Annotated in this window: 14 protein-coding genes; 10 read left to right on the forward strand and 4 right to left on the reverse strand. The window is 62.4% G+C overall.

The window, feature by feature from the left end; all coding sequences use genetic code 11:
- The first annotated feature begins 14 nt into the window (after positions 1 to 14).
- From FHX10_RS11435 to FHX10_RS11450, 4 genes are all read left to right on the forward strand, one after another.
- A complete protein-coding gene (locus FHX10_RS11435; RefSeq protein WP_063475782.1) occupies positions 15 to 1,019 on the forward strand; it encodes an ABC transporter permease in 1,005 nt (334 codons plus the stop codon).
- Positions 1,016 to 1,843: an ABC transporter permease gene (locus FHX10_RS11440; protein WP_047612159.1), complete on the forward strand. Its 828-nt coding sequence runs from the start codon at positions 1,016 to 1,018 to the stop codon at positions 1,841 to 1,843. The genes FHX10_RS11435 and FHX10_RS11440 overlap by 4 nt, the downstream gene beginning before the upstream one ends.
- A complete protein-coding gene (locus FHX10_RS11445; RefSeq protein ID WP_063475783.1) occupies positions 1,836 to 3,467 on the forward strand; it encodes an ABC transporter ATP-binding protein in 1,632 nt (543 codons plus the stop codon). Before FHX10_RS11440 ends, FHX10_RS11445 begins: the two co-directional genes overlap by 8 nt.
- A 65-nt stretch (positions 3,468 to 3,532) precedes the next feature.
- Entirely contained in the window at positions 3,533 to 5,536 is a 2,004-nt protein-coding gene (locus tag FHX10_RS11450) for a CocE/NonD family hydrolase (protein WP_097542664.1), read from the forward strand.
- A gap of 3 nt (positions 5,537 to 5,539) precedes the next feature.
- Here the strand turns inward: FHX10_RS11450 and FHX10_RS11455 are convergent, their stop codons facing one another.
- Positions 5,540 to 6,451, reverse strand: a complete 912-nt coding sequence (locus FHX10_RS11455) for an alpha/beta hydrolase (RefSeq protein WP_184389309.1) — start codon at positions 6,449 to 6,451, stop codon at positions 5,540 to 5,542.
- A gap of 224 nt (positions 6,452 to 6,675) precedes the next feature.
- Here FHX10_RS11455 and FHX10_RS11460 point away from each other — a divergent pair, with 224 nt between their 5' ends.
- Entirely contained in the window at positions 6,676 to 7,200 is a 525-nt protein-coding gene (locus FHX10_RS11460; RefSeq protein WP_168332938.1) for an RNA polymerase sigma factor, read from the forward strand.
- Positions 7,197 to 9,326 carry a vWA domain-containing protein gene (locus FHX10_RS11465; RefSeq protein WP_127429890.1) on the forward strand — a complete coding sequence of 710 codons (2,130 nt, stop codon included), beginning with the start codon at positions 7,197 to 7,199 and terminating at the stop codon, positions 9,324 to 9,326. The genes FHX10_RS11460 and FHX10_RS11465 overlap by 4 nt, the downstream gene beginning before the upstream one ends.
- 63 nt (positions 9,327 to 9,389) lie before the next feature.
- Here FHX10_RS11465 and FHX10_RS11470 read toward each other — a convergent pair whose 3' ends face one another.
- The gene (locus FHX10_RS11470) at positions 9,390 to 10,316 is read right to left on the reverse strand and encodes an SMP-30/gluconolactonase/LRE family protein (RefSeq protein ID WP_097542538.1); all 927 of its coding nucleotides are present in this window, start codon (positions 10,314 to 10,316) and stop codon (positions 9,390 to 9,392) included.
- A 203-nt stretch (positions 10,317 to 10,519) separates the two neighbouring features.
- On the opposite strand from FHX10_RS11470, the gene FHX10_RS11475 reads away from it, so the two are divergent.
- Positions 10,520 to 11,596, forward strand: coding sequence for a LacI family DNA-binding transcriptional regulator (locus FHX10_RS11475; RefSeq protein ID WP_184389311.1), 1,077 nt, complete (start codon positions 10,520 to 10,522; stop codon positions 11,594 to 11,596).
- A 105-nt stretch (positions 11,597 to 11,701) separates the two neighbouring features.
- On the opposite strand, the gene FHX10_RS11480 is transcribed toward FHX10_RS11475, so the two are convergent.
- Both FHX10_RS11480 and FHX10_RS11485 read right to left on the reverse strand, forming a co-directional pair.
- Positions 11,702 to 12,733, reverse strand: a complete 1,032-nt coding sequence (locus tag FHX10_RS11480) for an L-idonate 5-dehydrogenase (RefSeq protein WP_184389314.1) — start codon at positions 12,731 to 12,733, stop codon at positions 11,702 to 11,704.
- Positions 12,734 to 12,743: 10 nt separating this feature from the next.
- A complete protein-coding gene (locus FHX10_RS11485) occupies positions 12,744 to 13,685 on the reverse strand; it encodes a 2-hydroxyacid dehydrogenase (RefSeq protein WP_097542535.1) in 942 nt (313 codons plus the stop codon).
- Between the two features lie 134 nt (positions 13,686 to 13,819).
- Here FHX10_RS11485 and FHX10_RS11490 point away from each other — a divergent pair, with 134 nt between their 5' ends.
- Genes FHX10_RS11490 through FHX10_RS11500 form a run of 3 tightly spaced genes read left to right on the forward strand, consistent with a single transcriptional unit; the run spans position 13,820 to position 16,038 of the window.
- The gene (locus FHX10_RS11490; RefSeq protein ID WP_047612176.1) at positions 13,820 to 14,584 is read left to right on the forward strand and encodes an SDR family oxidoreductase; all 765 of its coding nucleotides are present in this window, start codon (positions 13,820 to 13,822) and stop codon (positions 14,582 to 14,584) included.
- Positions 14,585 to 14,597: 13 nt separating this feature from the next.
- A complete protein-coding gene (locus FHX10_RS11495) occupies positions 14,598 to 15,143 on the forward strand; it encodes a gluconokinase (protein WP_127429892.1) in 546 nt (181 codons plus the stop codon).
- A 1-nt stretch (position 15,144) separates the two neighbouring features.
- Positions 15,145 to 16,038, forward strand: a complete 894-nt coding sequence (locus FHX10_RS11500; RefSeq protein ID WP_097542533.1) for an NAD(P)-dependent oxidoreductase — start codon at positions 15,145 to 15,147, stop codon at positions 16,036 to 16,038.
- Positions 16,039 to 16,054 lie beyond the last annotated feature (16 nt).

The following is a 16,054-nucleotide window of genomic DNA, read 5'->3' on the forward strand; positions in this document are numbered from 1 at the left end:
GCGAGGTCCTCGCCATGACCAATCCTGCCCCCAGCATCTTGCCCGGCCTCGGGTTGCGGCAGCGTTTTCCGCTGCTGGCCCTCATCCTCGAGCGCTTCGTGCTCAGTCTCGTCCTGCTTTTTGCCGTTTCCATCCTGATCTTCGGCGGCCTGGAAGCCCTGCCCGGCGATTTTGCCACCACCTATCTCGGCCAGTCGGCGACGCCGCAGGCGGTTGCCAATATTCGTCAGGATCTCGGGCTGAACCGTCCGGTCACGACGCGCTACGTCGAGTGGCTCGGCAATGCCGTCCAGGGAGACTTCGGCACCTCCTGGGCCAGCAAGAATTCGGTGAGCGAGCAGATCGGCAAACGCCTTGGCAATTCGCTTTTCCTGGCGGGTTTCGCAGCGGTGATCTCGGTGCCGCTCGCCGTCGGCCTTGGCATGCTGTCGGTGCATTTCCGCAATCGGCTACCGGATAAGATCATCAACGTGATCTCGCTTGCGGCGATCTCGCTGCCGGAATTCTTCATCGGCTACCTGCTGATCCTCTTCTTCGCGGTGAACCTTGGCATGGCGACCTTCCCGGCGACGGTCTATGACAGCATGGGTTTCGGCGAGCGGTTGAAGGCGATCGCGCTGCCGACGGCGACGCTCGTGCTCGTCGTGCTTGCGCACATGATGCGCATGACGCGGGCGGCGATCCTCTCCGTCATGTCGTCGGCCTATATGGAGACGGCAGAGCTGAAGGGCCTCAGCGCCTTCCGCGCGATCGTCAAGCACGCCGCTCCCAATGCGCTCGCCCCGATCATCAATGTCATCGCGCTGAACCTTGCCTATCTCGTGGTCGGCGTCGTCGTTGTCGAAGTGGTCTTCGTCTATCCCGGCATGGGGCAATATATGGTCGATGCGGTCACCGTGCGCGATATGCCCGTCGTGCAGGCCTGCGGCCTGATCTTCGCGGCCGTCTACATCTTCCTCAACATGACGGCCGATATCCTTGCGATTATCGCCAATCCCCGGCTGAGGCATCCGCGATGAGATTGAGAGACATCCCCATCACCGCCTGGATCGGCATGGCCGGTATCGCCATCGCCTTCATCTTCGCTATCTTTGCACCCTGGCTCGCCCCCTATGGCGAGACGCAGGTCGTCGGCGACGTCTGGCAGCTGCCGGATAATCAATATATCTTCGGCCTCGACAATCTAGGCCGCGATATCCTCTCGCGCCTGATCTACGGCGCGCGCACGACGCTGCTGGTCTCGTCCGCCGCCACCGTCATCTCCTTCTCGCTCGGCATTATCCTGAGCTTCACCGCTGCCGTCTCGCGCGGCATCATCGACACGGTGTTTTCCCGCTTCAACGATCTGATGATGTCGATCCCGACGCTGATCTTCGCGCTGGTCGTTCTGGCGGTCCTGCCGCAAAATATCGTCGTGCTGATCCTTGTCATGGCGATCCTCGATTCCACCCGCGTCTACCGTCTCGGCCGCGCTGTGGCGCTCGATGTCGCGGTGATGGAATTCGTCGAGGCGGCCAAGCTGCGCGGCGAAGGCAAGCTCTGGATCATCTTCCGCGAAATTCTGCCGAACACGCTGTCGCCGCTGCTGGCCGAGTTCGGGTTGCGCTTCGCCTTCTCGATCCTGTTCCTCTCGACGCTTTCCTTCCTCGGCCTCGGCATTCAGCCGCCGGCGGCCGATTGGGGCGGCATGGTCAAGGACAACAAGGACGGCATCATCTTCGGCATATCGGCAGCATTGGTGCCGGGCACGGCGATCGCCGTGCTTGCCGTCTGTGTCAACCTCGTCGTCGACTGGCTCCTGAAACGCACATCCAGCCTCAAGGGAGGGCGCGGCGATGCCTGAGCTTCTTTCCGTTCGCAATCTGAAGATCGAAGCAACCAGCTACCCGCCGGGCGAACCGCCCAGGCGGGTGACGATCGTCGACGGCGTTTCCTTCGATCTGCAAAAGGGCAAGGTTCTCGGCCTCATCGGGGAATCGGGCGCCGGCAAGTCGACGATCGGCCTTTCCGCACTCGCCTATGGCCGGGGTGGCGCGGAAATCACCGGAGGCGAGGTCTTGCTCGACGGTGCCAATATCCTGGCGCTCGGCAAGAACGGCATCCGTCAAATCCGCGGGGCGCGGGTCTGCTATGTGGCGCAGTCTGCGGCCGCTGCCTTCAATCCCGCCCATCGGCTCGGCGACCAGGTGATTGAAGCCTCTGTCAAGCATGGTTTGATGACGAAGGACGAGGCGCGCAAGCGTGCGCTTTATCTGTTCGGGGTTCTCGGCCTGCCCAATCCCCAAACCTTCGGCGAGCGCTTTCCCCATCAGGTCTCCGGCGGCCAGTTGCAGCGGGCGATGACGGCGATGGCGCTCTGCTCCAACCCCGAACTGATCGTCTTCGACGAGCCGACCACGGCGCTCGACGTCACCACGCAGATCGACGTGCTGGCGGCGATCAAGCATGCGATCGAGGAAACGCATACCGCCGCCCTCTACATCACCCACGATCTCGCCGTCGTCGCCCAGATCTCGGACGACATCATGGTTCTGCGCTATGGCAAGCAAGTGGAATATGGCAGCGTCCAGCAGATCATCGAGGCACCGCGGGAGGATTATACGCGCGCCCTCGTCAATGTCAGACAGGCCTATCGCGAGGAAGCCGCCGATCAGTCCACGGCACTCCTCAAGGTGGAAAATGTCAGCGCCGAATATTCCAACGGCTTCAAGGTGCTGCACGATGTCTCGCTGCACGTGCCGAAGGGCCAGACACTCGCGGTCGTCGGCGAGTCCGGCTCGGGCAAGTCGACCCTGGCGCGCGTCATCACCGGCCTGTTGCCGCCGAGCAGCGGACGCATCGTCTTTGACGGCAAACCGCTGATGCCAGGCCTCAAGAGCCGGCCGAACGACGACCTGAGGCGCATCCAGCTGATCTACCAGATGGCCGATACGGCGATGAACCCGCGGCAGACGGTCCGCGACATCATCGGCCGGCCGCTGACCTTCTATTATGGCCTCAGAGGTGCCGAGAAGACCGCCCGGGTCAAGGAACTGCTCGACCAGATCGAAATGGGCAAGGGCTTCGTCGATCGCTACCCCGCCGAACTCTCCGGCGGCCAGAAGCAACGCGTGGCGATCGCCAGAGCGCTGGCCGCCAAGCCCGAACTCATCCTCTGCGACGAGCCGACCTCGGCGCTCGATCCGCTGGTGGCGGAGGGTATCCTCAAGCTGCTCCTGCGCCTGCAGGAAGAAGAGCAGTTGTCCTATGTCTTCATCACCCACGATATCGCGATCGTCCGGGCGATCGCCGACAGCGTGGCGGTGATGCATCGCGGCAAGCTGGTGCGGTTCGGCCCGAAATCGACGGCGCTGTCGCCGCCCTTTGACGATTACACCGATCTGCTGTTGAAATCCGTACCGGAAATGGAAATCGGCTGGCTGGAACGGGTGCTCGCCACGCGTCGCATGGAGAGCGCCGGTAACTGAGTTGACTAGGTGACTTGACGAGGGGCGGAACCCTCGTCGCATGCAATGTGCATCAAGGAATGAGCATGACCTCGCGCGGCTTTACCACCATCGAGAATGAATGGATCATGCTGAAGGATGGGACGCGGCTTGCCGCGCGCATCTGGATGCCGGACGGCGCGGACGAAGATCCCGTTCCCGCCGTCTTCGAATTCCTGCCCTACCGCAAGCGGGACGGAACCTGCCTCAGGGACGAGTCGACCTACCCGGTCTTTGCTGCGGCCGGTATTGCTGGCGTGCGCGTCGATATCCGCGGCTCCGGCGAATCCGATGGTGTCATCGATGGCGAATATACAGAATGCGAGCTTGCCAATGCCTGCGAGCTGATTGCCTGGATTGCCGCGCAGCCATGGTCGAACGGCGCGGTCGGCATGATGGGCATCTCCTGGGGCGGCTTCAACAGCCTGCAGGTCGCGGCATTGCGTCCGCCGGCGCTGAAGGCCGTCATATCGATCGCCTCGACCGTCGACCGCTACAATGACGACATCCATTACAAGAACGGTTGCCATCTCTCCGCCCAGCTCTCATGGGCGGCGACGATGCTCGGCTACCAGTCGCGCCCGCCCGATCCGGCACTGGTCGGCGAGCGCTGGAAGCAGATGTGGCTGGAACGCCTGGCAGGCGAACCCTTCTTCATGGAGGCGTGGCTGGCCCACCAGCGGCGCGACGATTTCTGGCGTCACGGCTCGATCTCAGAGGATTTTTCGAGCGTGGAGATTCCGGCACTTGTCATCGCCGGCTGGGCGGACGGCTACCGCAATACGCCTCTGATGGCGATTGAAGGTTTGGGCCGCAAAGCGAAGGCGCTGATCGGGCCGTGGGTGCACAAATATCCGCATTTCGCCTGGCCGAAGCCGCGCACGGATTTCCACGGCGAGGCGATTGGCTGGTGGAACAAATGGCTGCGCGGCGACGATAACGGGATCGACGGGCTGCCGCAGGCCCGCGCCTATATTCTCGATGCCATCCGCCCTGCCCCGCGACGTGATAGCGATCCGGGTTTCTGGGTTGCCAAGGACGTCTGGTCGCCGCCGCGGATGCAGTGTTTTTATGTCGAGCAATTCGGCAAGCTGACGGAAGGCATGCCGATCCCGCACGCGCCCGAGCATCCCGTCTATCTCCGCTCTCCGCTCGACACCGGGACGGCATCCGGCGAATATTTTACGCTGAAACCCGACGCCGAAATGGCGATCGATCAGCGTTCGGACGATGCCGGCTCGCTGGTCTTCGATACGATGCCGCTTGCCGGCGATTGCGACTATCTCGGCCGGCCCGTGCTGACGCTTGCACTGCGCTCCCGGGCGACGGGCGGAAATCTCTGCGCCCGGCTCGTCGATGTCCATCCGGATGGCACGGCGACGCGTGTCGCCTTCGGCGTCGTCAACCTCACCCACCGCGACGGCAATGCAGATCCCAAGCCGCTGGTGCCAGGCGAAAGGGTGTCGATCCGGCTCGTGCTCGATGCCTGCGGTTATCGCTTCCGCAAGGGACATCGCATCCGCCTTTCGCTTTCCACCGCCTATTGGCCGATGATCCTGCCGCCGCCTGGTGACGAGGGCATCGAGGTCGACATCGCGGCACTCGGTCTGGGGTTGCCGATGCTCGGCGAGCATCAGAGGATCGACATCAAGGAACCGGCCAATCCCGATCCGCTGCCGAAATACATCGAGCACGCGGCGGCCGCGACGAAGCGGCAGGTCGTCCGCGATCTCTCGGCCAACCGGACGGAGTATCACATCCACGAGGATACCGGGCTCACCGAACACCCGGGGACAGGTCTCTCGACCCGGCAACTGCGGGAGGAAGTCTGGTCGATTTCACCCGATAATCCCCAGTCGATGACCGGGATGTCGACCTGGACCTGCGACATGCGCCGCCCCGGCTGGTTCGTCCGCACGGTCGCGACCGCGCATATTGCCTGCACCCGGACCGAGTGGATCATCAGCGCCGTCGTCACCGCGTTCGAGGACGACGTACAGGTCTTCGAAAAGGTCTTTGCGGAAAAGCGGATCGCGCGTGACCTGATGTGATCGTCAGGTCTGCGCAAAACGCCTTGTGGCCTCGCAGACGGCACGGAAGCCGTCGCGGGCGCCATCGCTCATGTGGCGGGCGCGCAGCCATGCATGCACCATCTGCGGCTCCTCCCGGAACCAGACGTCGACGCCCTCTTCGGTGAGCCGGGCGGCATAGTGCCGGCCGTCGTCCCGAAGCGGATCGAAATGCGCGACCGTGATGAAGGCCGGCGGCAGCCCTGCAAGCGAAGCTGCCTGCAGCGGCTCGGCGATCTCATTGCCTGCCGGCGCCTGCAGGATCTCGCGGTAATAGGCGACATCCGCCGTCGTCAGGCCGGGGGCTGCGGCCATTTCGACATAGGAGCCTGCGGCAAGATCGCCACCGAGCGCCGGGTAGATCAGGACCTGGCCGACGACACCGGACAGGCCCTCGTCGCGCGCCCGCAATGCAAGACCGGCGGCAAGATTGGCGCCGGCGCTGTCCCCGATCAGCACGACCTTGCTGTTGGCGGACAGCAGATGCTTCAACACTGCAAAGCCGTCATCCGTCTGTGCCGGCCAGCGATACTCAGGCGCCAGCCGGTAATCGACGGAAACGAGTTCCGCTCCGGCGAAATCGGCGATCTCGGCGCAGATGGCATGATGGCTTTCGAGCGAACCGACGACGAAGCCGCCGCCATGAAGATAGAGTAGAATGGTGCGCGTGCTGATTTTGCGCGGACGGTAGCGCCGGATCGGTATGCGCTGCAGCATGCCGTCGGCAAAGATCATCTCAGGGGGTAGCGGCCGGTCGAAACGCGCGCAAAGAGCATCATACCAATGGCGCTGCTGCTCGATCGATGCTTGAACGGCGTCCGGCGGATAGAAGGAATCGCAAATCGCCAGAAACTGCAGGATACCCTTTTCGGTGGGGGCAGGCGGTTGAGCGGACATGGAGGTCCTTTCGCGATTTGGGGCATGACAGATCATGTCCCTGGCCGACTTTATCCTCATCATGCGCCTTTGTGACGGAGCCGATCTGTCTGGCCGCGACCCATGAATGTCGCGACTTTCAAAATTTGCGATAATTTTTTCAGCGCCGACCCAAGGAAAGCCATCCGAGAAACGTCTCAATCTCGAAATAGCATCTTGCTGGTCGGTTTGGGGTAGGTGCGGAATTGGATGCGGAGCTCATAGAACGAGCGCAGGGCGGCGACCGGGAGGCCTTCGGGCAACTGGTCTCGCGTCATTATGATTTCGTCCACGCGACGGCGTGGCGCTGGTCGGGCAGTTCCACGGATGCCGACGACATCGCACAGGAGGTCTGCGTCAAGCTCGGCGCGGCCATCCGCAGCTTTCGCGGCGCCAGTCGCTTCAGGACCTGGCTCTATACGCTGACGCTGAACGCCGCCCGCGACCACCGACGCAAGCTTGCCCGAGAGGAGCAGACATTCCGCGCTTATGCCGCCGAACCGCAGCCGGATGCGCCTGATGGAAATGACGACGAGCTATCGGGCGAATTATGGGCCGCCGTGCGCGCCTTGCCGGAAAGGCAATGCGACGCGGTGCTGCTCGTCTATGGCGAAGGCCTCAGCCATTCTGCTGCCGCCGATGTCATGGGCTGCTCGGAGGCGACCGTGTCCTGGCAGGTCCACGAGGCGCGTAAGAGGCTGAAAACAGTGCTCGGCAAGGAAGAGGTATGACCGTGGACAAGGAACTGGAAAAGCTCTCCCGCCTTACGCCGCCGGCACCCGATCCGGAGGCGCGCGCGCGTGCGCTTGCCGCAGCGATGCAGGCCTTCGACACCGCCGAAAATAATGCGCAGGCGCCCCAAGGAAATGCGAAAGGCTGGCGTCAAAGCTCCATCATCAACTGGATATGGAGCCCTGCCATGAACAAGAAATTCCTCGCCGGTTCAGCCCTTGCGACGCTGCTCGTCATTCCGGCTGCCGGTTATCTCACGATCGAGCTGACCCGCAACGGATCGCCGATCGTCGACCAGACCGAGATCGCCGGCAACCTGTCGCGAGGTGAGGCGTCGAAACAACCGGTCGCAACTGCGGGCCAACCCGTCACGGTCACGCCGGAGATTCCGCCGCAAGCACCGGCCGAGAACGGCCCCCTGACTGAGCAATCTGTCGCTGACGCGCAAGGCCCGCAGGACAAGGAGTCTCAAATCCTCGCAAAGCCCGATGCGGGACGGACGTCCGAATTCGATGCCGACGACATCGCTGCCCTTACGAACAAGTCGGAGAGTTCTGCCGCGGCCCTCGGGGCAGCCAAACGCTCCGCGCCGGCCGCACCCGGCATCGCCCCCCAACAGCAGCTGGCCGAACCGATGGCCGTCGCCCCCTCGCCTGCGCCGCCGGCGGACGGACCTATCCAGATCCAGCGCGATCCCGGCCCCGAGCGGTTTGCCAATGCCGCGGCAAATCCGATCAAGAGCGTCGCGACGGATCCGGTTTCGACCTTCTCCGCCGATGTCGACAGCGCCTCCTATTCCTTCGTCCGCCGGTCGTTGACGGGTGGGGCGATGCCCGATCCGCAATCGGTTCGCGTCGAGGAGATGATCAATTATTTCCCCTATGACTGGCCGGGTCCCGACAATGCCGACCAGCCGTTCAAGGCGACGGTGACTGTCATGCCGACCCCGTGGAACCACGACACGGAATTGATGCATGTGGCGATCAAGGGCTATGACATCGCACCGGCAACCACGCCGCATGCCAATCTGGTCTTCCTGATCGACGTCTCGGGCTCGATGGACGAGCCGGACAAGCTGCCGCTTCTCAAGAGCGCTTTCCGTCTTCTGGTCAACCGGCTGAAGGCCGACGACACGGTCTCGATCGTCACCTATGCCGGCAATGCCGGCACCGTGCTGGCGCCGACGCGGGTGGCGGAGAAATCGAAGATCCTGTCGGCGATCGACGGACTGGAGCCCGGCGGCTCGACCGGCGGCGCCGAAGGTATCGAGGCCGCCTATGACCTTGCCAAACGGGCCTTCGTCAAGGACGGCGTCAACCGGGTGATGCTGGCGACGGACGGCGATTTCAATGTCGGCCCGTCGAGCGACGAGGACTTGAAGCGCATCATCCAAGAGAAGCGCAAGGACGGCATCTTCCTGACCGTTCTCGGCTTCGGGCGGGGCAATCTCAACGATTCCCTGATGCAAACGCTGGCCCAGAACGGCAATGGCAGTGCGGCCTATATCGACACCTTGGCGGAGGCACAGAAGGCGCTGGTCGAAGAGGCCGGATCGACGCTGTTTCCGATCGCCAGCGACGTCAAGTTCCAGGTCGAATTCAACCCGGAAAGGATCGCCGAATACCGCTTGATCGGCTACGAGACGCGGGCACTGAACCGCGAAGATTTCAACAACGATCGTGTCGATGCCGGCGATATCGGCTCCGGCCACAGCGTCACGGCGATTTACGAAATTACGCCCAAGGGAAGCCCCGCGGTCATGAATGACGACCTGCGTTATGGCGACAAGGCGCCGGCTGAGACCGCCGATGCCGCGCGTCAAGACGAGCTTGCCTTCGTCAAGATGCGCTACAAAAGGCCGGGCGAGGACAAGAGTGCTCTCATCACCACGCCTGTCAATGACAGCAACGCGGTCGCCGCCGTCGATGCCGCGCCGCAGGATGTCCGTTTCTCCGTGGCCGTCGCCGCCTTCGGCCAGAAACTGAGCCGCATCGCCGCCCTCGATTCCTATTCCTATCAGGCGATTGCCGATCTCGCCGCGGCATCGCGGGGAACGGATAGCTTCGGCTACAGGTCGGATTTCCTCGGCCTGGTCCGGCTGGCGGACGGCCTCAGCCAGCGGTGAGGTAAGACGTAAATGCCGTCCCAAACGAGAGGCCGTCCCAAAAGGGCGGCCTCGGCTTAGTGATTACCCCGGTCTCGACCCGTTGGCAGCGAGATAGACAGCATAAAGGGACGTGCTTGCGGTGATGAAGAGACGGTTCAATTTCTCTCCGCCGAAGGTGACGTTGGAGACGCCCTCGGGAATATGGATCTTGCCGATCAACGTTCCATCCGCGTCATAGGCGTGGACGCCATCGCCGGCGCTCGTCCATATCCGGCCTTTCCGGTCCACGCGAAAACCATCGAACAGGCCTGAGGTACATTCCGCGAAAACGCCGAGATCGCTCAGTCGTCCCTCATTCGAGACTGCGAGCGTCCGGATGTGACGCGGGCCGCCGGGCCGGTGCGTTGCCCCGGTATCGGCGACGTAGAGCACGCTCTCATCCGGGGAAAAAGCCAGTCCGTTCGGCTTGACGAAATCGGAAGTGACCTGATCGGTCGTGCCTGTTGCCGGGTCATGCCGGTAGACGTGGCATCCGCCGATTTCCTCCTCGCCGTAGTCGCCCTCGTAGTCGTGAAGAATACCGTAGCTCGGGTCGGTGAACCAAACGGTCCCATCGGATTTGACGGCGACGTCGTTCGGGGAATTCAGCCGTTTGCCTGCAATTCGATCGGCCAGAACGCTAATCCTGCCGTCGAATTCGGTGCGGGTGACACGGCGCGTCAGGTGCTCGCAGGTGATGAGCCGGCCCTGATTGTCGACCGTGTTGCCGTTCGAGTTGTTGCTGGGCGCGCGGAAGACCGACGTATGCCCGCTGGTATCGTCGTAGCGCATCATCCGGTTGTTGGGGATATCCGAGAAAACCAGATACCGCCCGGCGGCAAACCAGGCCGGTCCCTCCAGCCAGCGCCCGCCCGTCCAAAGCCGCTCGACGCGGGCGTGGCCCACGAAGCAGCTTTCGAAACGCGGGTCGAGAACCTCGAACCCCGTACCGTCAATTTGCCCGAACATGATGCTCCTCCGTTTCATCAATTGTTATCGATACCATATTGTCGTGTTTTGAAGCTGTCGTACAGGTATCGATGCGCCGAGAATCCTGGTTTTTCGACTGCGGAACCGTGCATCACTGCAATAAAATCGATTGTGCGATGATAGCGATAACTTTATCCTGTGTTGAATTGCCCAACTCGGAAGCTTTGTGAAAGCGGAGACCAGTGACAAACGAGGATGTGCCGAAAGACAAGCGTCTCAAGCCGGGAGAGGCTCAAAAGCTGACGATGGCGGAGGTCGCCAAATATGTCGGCGTCTCCGCCATGACCGTTTCGCGTGCCTTTCGCCAGGATGCGAGCGTTTCCGAGGAGACCCGCAAGCGCATCATGGAAGCCGTCGATGCGCTCGGCTACGTGCTCGATCTGTCGGCCGGCAGCCTTTCGTCGCGGCGCAGCGGCTTCATCGCCGCCCTGGTGCCGTCGATCAACAATTCGAATTTTTCCGACACCGCACGCGGCATTACCGATGCGCTGGAAAATACCGGCCTTCAGCTTCTTCTCGGCTATACCGACTATTCGGCGGAGAAAGAAGAAGAGCTGATCGAAGCGATGCTGCGCCGCCGCCCGGAAGGCATCATCCTGACCGGTGGTTCGCACACGGCGCGCGCACGGCGGATGCTCGCAAAAGCCGGCATTCCCGTTGTCGAGACGTGGGAACTTCCGGAAGATCCGATCAATCAGGTCGTCGGCTTCTCCAACAGCGAGGCGATGTCCTTGCTGGTGCGGACGCTTGCCGGCCAGGGATATCGGAAGTTCGGTTATATCGGCGGAACGACGGCGCGCGATACGCGCGGCAGCCAGCGGCGCAGCGGTTTCCAGAAGACGGTTGAAGAACTCGGCCTCGGACCGGGACGGATGATTTCCTTCGGCGTTCCGCCCATCACCATGGAACAGGGTGGCCAGGCAATCGTCAGCCTGCTGGAGCGCTGGCCGGACACGGAAGTGGTTCTCTGCGTTTCCGACCTCTCCGCCTTCGGCGCCATCATGGAATGCACGCGCAGGGGAATGAAGGTTCCTCGGGACATCGCCGTTGCCGGTTTCGGCGATTATGAGATCTCCTCCATCTGTCATCCGCGCATCACCACCATCAATGTGGACTGTTATGGCATCGGTCGCCAGGCGGCCGGTCGCCTGCTGCACGCCCTGCAAAGTGGCGAGTCGACCGGCGATGAGATCACATTGACCGGCTATAGGGTTGTCCTGCGCGAAAGCACGGACAGGAACGGCACGCCGACAGCTTGAGCACCACAACGCCGCGCGTCTTTCAGATGCGCGGCGTTGCAACAGTTTGAATTTTTGAACATCTATTTCTGAATCGATTCCGATTTAAGGAATGATCCAGCAGGTTCAGAAGGCGATCTGGACTTTCATCGACTTGCTGCGATCGCCGGCCAATTCGAAAGCGGCGACGGCCTCGTCGATTCCGAAGACACCTGTCAGCAGCGGCTTCAGATCGACGCGACGCGCGTTGATCAGTTCGACGGCGAGCGCAAATTCCTCGTGAAAACGGAATGTCCCGCGCATCTCGATCTCTTTCGCAACGATCATGTTCTGCGGAATCGAGACATCGCCGCCAAGGCCGAGCTGAACGAGAACGGCGCCGGGCCTGAGCGTCTCCAGGCCCGCGCGCACCGCCCGTTCATTGCCTGACGCCTCGAACATGACGTCGAAATATCCCTTGTCGGCGCTATAAGCGGCGAGGTCGGCGGCATGCGTGGCAACGTTGATCGTTCTGTCGGCGCCGCTGGTGCGGGCAATCGCCAGAACGCTGTCGGTCACGTCGGTCGCGACGATCTCGCGGGCGCCGAGAACGCGGGCTGCAACGATCGCCAGCATGCCGATGGGGCCGCATCCGGTGACGAGCACCCGTTTGCCCAGCAGCGATCCGGCGCGGTTTGCCGCATGCAGCGTCACGGCAAAGGGTTCGGCAAAGGCGGCCTCGTGGATGGAAATGCCATCGGCGACCTTGTGGCATTGCCAACGTTCCGCCACCAGCCGCTGGCGAAAGCCGCCCTGAATATGCGGCATCGGCATGGCACTGCCGTAAAACCGCATGTTGAGGCAGTGATTCTGCTGTCCCTTCAGGCAATATTGGCAATGGTTGCACGGCCGGCTCGGCGAAACCGCAACGCGGTCTCCGACGGCAAGGTCGGCGACGCCGGCGCCCAGCGCCTTGACCGTGCCGGCGATCTCATGGCCGAGGATCATCGGTTCGCGCAGGCGCACGGTGCCGAAACCGCCATGATTGTAATAATGCAAATCGGAACCGCAGATACCGCCGGCTTCGATGGCGATCTCCACCTGCCCGGCGCCCGCAACCTCCGGCTCGCGCTCCTCGATCCTCAGATCCTTGGCGGCATGGATGACGATGGCTTTCATATCGGGACCCTCACACGACGGGAGTTGGAAGCGGGTTGCCGGCAAAATGCGCGGCGAGATTGTCTCTGACCAACTGGCCCATGGCCTTACGCGTCTCGACGGTACCGGAGCCATGATGGGGCTGCAACACCACGTTTGGGAGCGTCAGGAAACGCGCGTCGATCTTCGGTTCGTTCAGGAAGACATCAAGGCCGGCGGCCTTGATCGTGCCATCCCGAAGGGCTGCGATCAGCGCCTCTTCGTCGACGGTCGTTCCGCGCGAAACATTGATCAACATGCCGTTGGGACCGAGCGCTTTGAGCACATCGGCGTTGATGATCTTCATGGTCGCCTGCCCGCCGGGGACGATGACGATCAGAAAATCGGCCCAATCGGCAAGTGCGACCAAGTCCGGCTGGTAGGCATGGGCAACATCCTTGTGCTCGTTGCGGGCGAAGTAGGAGATCTCACAGCCGAAAGCGGCGGCCCGCTTGGCGATCGCCTTGCCGATCCGCCCCATGCCGGCGACCCCGACTTTCTTGCCGGAGACCCTCGTCACCAGCGGCATGGCGACGCTGCCCCACTGGCCGGAGCGGACGAGAACGTCGGCCTGCGGGATCTGCCTTGCCGTGGCAATCAGCAGTCCGATGGCGATATCGGCGACATCTTCGGTCAGCACGTCAGGCGTGTTGGTGACGCGAATGCCGTTGGCGCGGGCATAGGACAGGTCGATAGCGTCGGTGCCGACGCCATAACAGGAGACGATCTCCAGCTTCGGCAATTGCGCCATCAGCTCTGCGGACGCGCCGAGTTCGCCGCGCGTCGCTATGGCGCGGATATCCTTGCCGACTCTTGCAATCAGTTCCTGCCGGTCGGTTGCTTCCCACAGGCGATGGATGCGGTAGTTCGCCTCCAGATCCACCATGTCCCATTCCGGATAAGCTCCGGCCATCAAGATTTCCATCTCAGGCATTCCGTTTCCATCCCGCATTTTGACAGTTGATTATGTTATCGATAACATATAATTCGAAAAAGGGATGTCAAGTGAGTTTCACCGCCAGCGGCAGCGTCAGCCGTCGCCCGCGGCGAGACCGGAGGAGTTATGAGATGAAGAACTTGTTTGATCTTACCGGACGCCTTGCCCTGATCACCGGCTCGAGCCAGGGGATCGGTTATGCCCTGGCCGAAGGGCTGGCGCAGCATGGCGCCGAGGTCATCATCAACGGCCGCACGCCCGAAAGCGTCAAACGCGCGGTCGCGAGCCTCAAGGATCAAGGCCTGTCGGCCCATGCTGCGATCTTCGACGTCACCAGCAAGGACGCCGCCAAAGAAGGCATAGATGCGATCGAAGCCGATATCGGGCCGCTCGACATCCTGATCAACAATGCCGGCATGCAGTTTCGCACGCCGCTGGAAGACTTCCCGGCGGACAAATGGGAGCTGCTGCTGACCACCAATATTTCGAGCGTGTTTTACGTCGGCCAGGCGGCGGCCAAACCCATGATCGCCCGCGGCCAGGGCAAGATCATCAACATTGCCTCCGTGCAAAGCGAACTGGCGCGCCCCGGCATTGCTCCCTACACGGCGACCAAGGGCGCGGTGCGCAATCTGACCCGCGGCATGTGCGCCGACTGGGCCAAGTACGGCCTGCAGATCAACGCGATTGCGCCGGGCTATTTCAAGACGCCGCTCAACCAGGCGCTCGTCGACAATCCGGAATTCTCTTCATGGCTCGAGAAGCGGACGCCGGCCGGACGATGGGGCAATGTCGAGGAACTGGTCGGCGCTGCCGTCTTCCTCTCGGGCCGCGGCTCGTCCTTCATCAACGGGCACACGCTTTATGTCGACGGCGGCATCACGACCTGCCTCTGACAGAGACGGGACGATGAAGCGCGAGAAAATGGCACCGCCTCTGGCCGTTGTCGTCATGGGCGTCAGCGGCTGCGGCAAATCCTCGGTCGGAGAACGCATTGCTGCCCAAAACGGCATGGCGTTTCTAGAGGGCGACCAGCTCCACCCGCCTCAAAACGTCGAGAAGATGGCGCAGGGCATACCGCTGACCGACGACGACCGCCTGCCCTGGCTCGACCGGATCGGCGCGGAAATCAGCACCGCGCTGGACGCATCGCAAGGATTGGTGATTTCCTGTTCGGCGTTGAAGAGAAGCTATCGGGACAGGTTGCGGCAGGCGGCGGGCGGGCGCCTGGCCTTTGTTTTCCTGGAGGGGTCCCGCGATCTGCTGCTGTCGCGGATGCAGGCGCGTCAAGGCCACTTCATGCCGGCGTCCCTCCTCGACAGCCAGTTGCAGACGCTGGAGCCGCCGGCCGGTGAGCCTGGTGTGGTGACGGTGGCGATCGATAATGCCTTGGATGATATTGTAGCGCTGGCTTGCAAGGGATTGAGCGGCATGGCCGTCAAGGGAGGAGATTAGCATGCAGGATGATCACAGGGCAGATGTCGCCGTCATCGGCGCCGGCATCATGGGAACGGCAATCGTCAGCCGATTGATCGAAACCGGGCACAAGGTCTCGGTCTTCGACCTGGACGCCGAAAAAGTCGCGGCTTTGCAGGCCAAGGGTGCCTATGCGGCAGGCTCCGTGGAGGATGCGGTCTCACGGTCGGCGTTTTGTGTGCTCAGCCTCAATCACGCAAATATCGTCCGGGCCGTCGTCTTCGGCGAAAAAGGTGTTTCGGCGGCTGCCAATGCCGACAAGGTGCTGATCGACATGTCCTCGATCGACCCGGCCGAAACGGCCGACATGGCGACACGGTTGCGCCGGGAAACCGGCATGGCATGGGTGGATTGCCCATTGTCCGGCGGCGTGCCGGGTGCGCTGAGCGGACGCCTGACGATCATGGCCGGCGGCAGCCCCGAGGATTTCGAGCGGGCGCGCGTGGTGATGCGGCATCTTGCCGCCAATTACACGCTGATGGGCGCATCGGGCGCCGGGCAGACCACGAAGCTGATCAATCAGCTGTTTTGCGCCGTTCTGTTCCAGGCCGTCGCCGAGGCGGTCAAGCTCGCTGAAGCCGGCGGCGTCGATCCGGCTGCCATTCCGGCAGCCCTTGCCGGCGGCAGGGCGGATAGTCGCATATTGCAGGAATTCATGGCGAAATTCGCCGCCCGGGATTTCTCGCCAACAGGCAGGATAGACAATATGTTGAAGGACTTGGATTCGCTTCAGGCCTTTGCGCTGAAGACGAAGACGCCATTGCCGATGACCGGCGCGGTGGTCGAGATCCACCGCCTGCTCTGCTCTGCCGGCCTCGGGCCGAAGGACTCGGCCGAGATGATGCGGCTTCTCGACGGATTTCAGGCCGGCTGACGTCAATTCCTCGAGA

Source organism: Rhizobium sp. BK591 (assembly GCF_014195045.1).
GTDB lineage: Bacteria > Pseudomonadota > Alphaproteobacteria > Rhizobiales > Rhizobiaceae > Rhizobium > Rhizobium anhuiense.